1 protein-coding gene is annotated in these 1,765 nt (G+C 56.7%); it reads left to right on the top strand.

The window, feature by feature from the left end; translation table 11 throughout:
• Nucleotides 1-213: 213 nt before the first annotated feature.
• A complete protein-coding gene (locus tag EPN93_09335; protein TAL35920.1) occupies nucleotides 214-1,653 on the top strand; it encodes a hypothetical protein in 1,440 nt (479 codons plus the stop codon).
• Nucleotides 1,654-1,765 lie beyond the last annotated feature (112 nt).

A 1,765-nucleotide genomic window follows, 5' to 3' on the forward strand; every position in this document is an offset into this window, starting at 1 on the left:
CACACAATATGATACTTTATATCGTATATCGAGTGACTTGACCTACGATAGTTTTCCATCCCGCAAGCATACTAAAGTCTTCGACTGAAGTCGAGGGTTTTACTCCCCGTATGGGACAATGAGACGTGCGTGCAGGAACGGGAATAATATTATGCAGCTCAGTCGCATAACAGAGACAGTCCGAAAATACAGAGTTCATTCCAGCGGGGTACTATGTCACGGTTAACGCACTCACTTGCTTCCTTCACCGTTTTCACATTCATTGTCCTCGCTGCCGTTGGCCCTGGGGACCTGCACGCCGAGCACGTTTTCCTGAAAGACGGCCGTATCCTCAACGGCGCCATCGTCGAGGACGCGGCGCGGTCAATCACCCTGAAGGACGACGCGGGGAAGACCAGCACCATTGAGCGCGAGGACATCCTGCGCATCCTCTACACGAAGCTCAAGATGGGCAAGATCCACGTGCAGATGCGAGACGGCAAAAACTTCGAGGCCTTCATCGTGGACGAGGACCAGGAATCGTATACCTTTCGCAGGGAACTCCTGAAACCGGACGAGACGACCGTAAATCGCACCGAAGTGCTCTTCATCGCCGAACGGAACCCCTCGGGCCTCAAGGGAACGCCGGACACGACGAGGGTCAAGCTCACCTGGTACCCGCCTTACAACCCGGTAAAGCACTACCTGCTGTATCATAAAGAACAGGGAGAGAAGGACTACCAGCCCGCGGTAATGGTCAATCGCCCCGCGTTCACCCTGGACGGCCTTAAAAGCAATACCGTGTACCTGCTCAAGGTGACGGCGGTGGACGATTCAAACGAGGAGTCCACCCCCTCCAACATGCTCACGGTGACCACAAAGAACATCCTGCCGGAAAGGCCCGAGATGATCGACGTGGTGAAAAGCGCTCCCGGCGCCGATGGGAAGATTTCCGCGACCCTCCAGTGGCGGCCGGCCGCCGACCCCGACGGCAGCATAAAGGGGTATCGTGTCTTCCGGAAGCTCGAAGGGAAATACCTTAAGATCGCTGATATAAACGAGACCACGTACACCGTTTTGGACCTGAAACCCGGACGAAACACTTTCGGCGTGTGCGCCGTGGATAACCTGGGTGACGAGTCGGATATCACGCGTACCGGCACGGGGATTCTACAGTATACCGCGGCTGTGACTGGGACGTACGTCCAACCAATGGGAAGGATGTCCGATCTTTTTAAATTCGGGTACGGCGTCACCGCGATTTTCATGGCGGAGAACCTGTTCTTTGTAGGGTTCGAGCCGGGAATCGAGGCGGCTTATTACCGGTTCACCGGGGCGCCCCAGAACGCCGACGGGGCCGACCGGGACGTAAAGGAAGGATACATGGCGCCGGTCCTGCTGCGGCTCGGCTACGGATTCGGGCCGTTCGCCGGTTTCTCCCTGAGCCCCTATGTCGCGGGCGGCGTTTCGTATAACAGCGTAACCTACACCGACCGCTTCCTGGTGAAAGTGACAAAAAGCGCTTTCGAGCCGGCCTTCAGCGCGGGCGTTTCAGCGCGCTACAGCCCGTGGGCTACATGGTACCTGTACGGAGATTTTCGTGCCATGGCGATCCCGGAGAATTCGCCGCTGTATTGTATCGCCCTGAGCCTTGGCGCGGGCATGAAATTTTAGGAGGGACCCATGAAAACAAGAATGATCGTAATGCTTTCCCTGCTGGCCGCCCTGTGGTGCGCCGGCTGCGACGAAGTGTTCAATGAAGCCATAGATGATATGGCCTTCCAGC

The sequence above is a fragment of the Spirochaetota bacterium genome, assembly GCA_004297825.1.
Taxonomy (GTDB): Bacteria; Spirochaetota; UBA4802; order UBA4802; family UBA5368; genus FW300-bin19.

Excerpts from the sequence above, each read along its gene's own strand:
- EPN93_09335 (TAL35920.1), top strand. The coding sequence starts at position 214 with ATGTCACGGTTAACGCACTCACTTGCTTCCTTCACCGTTTTCACATTC.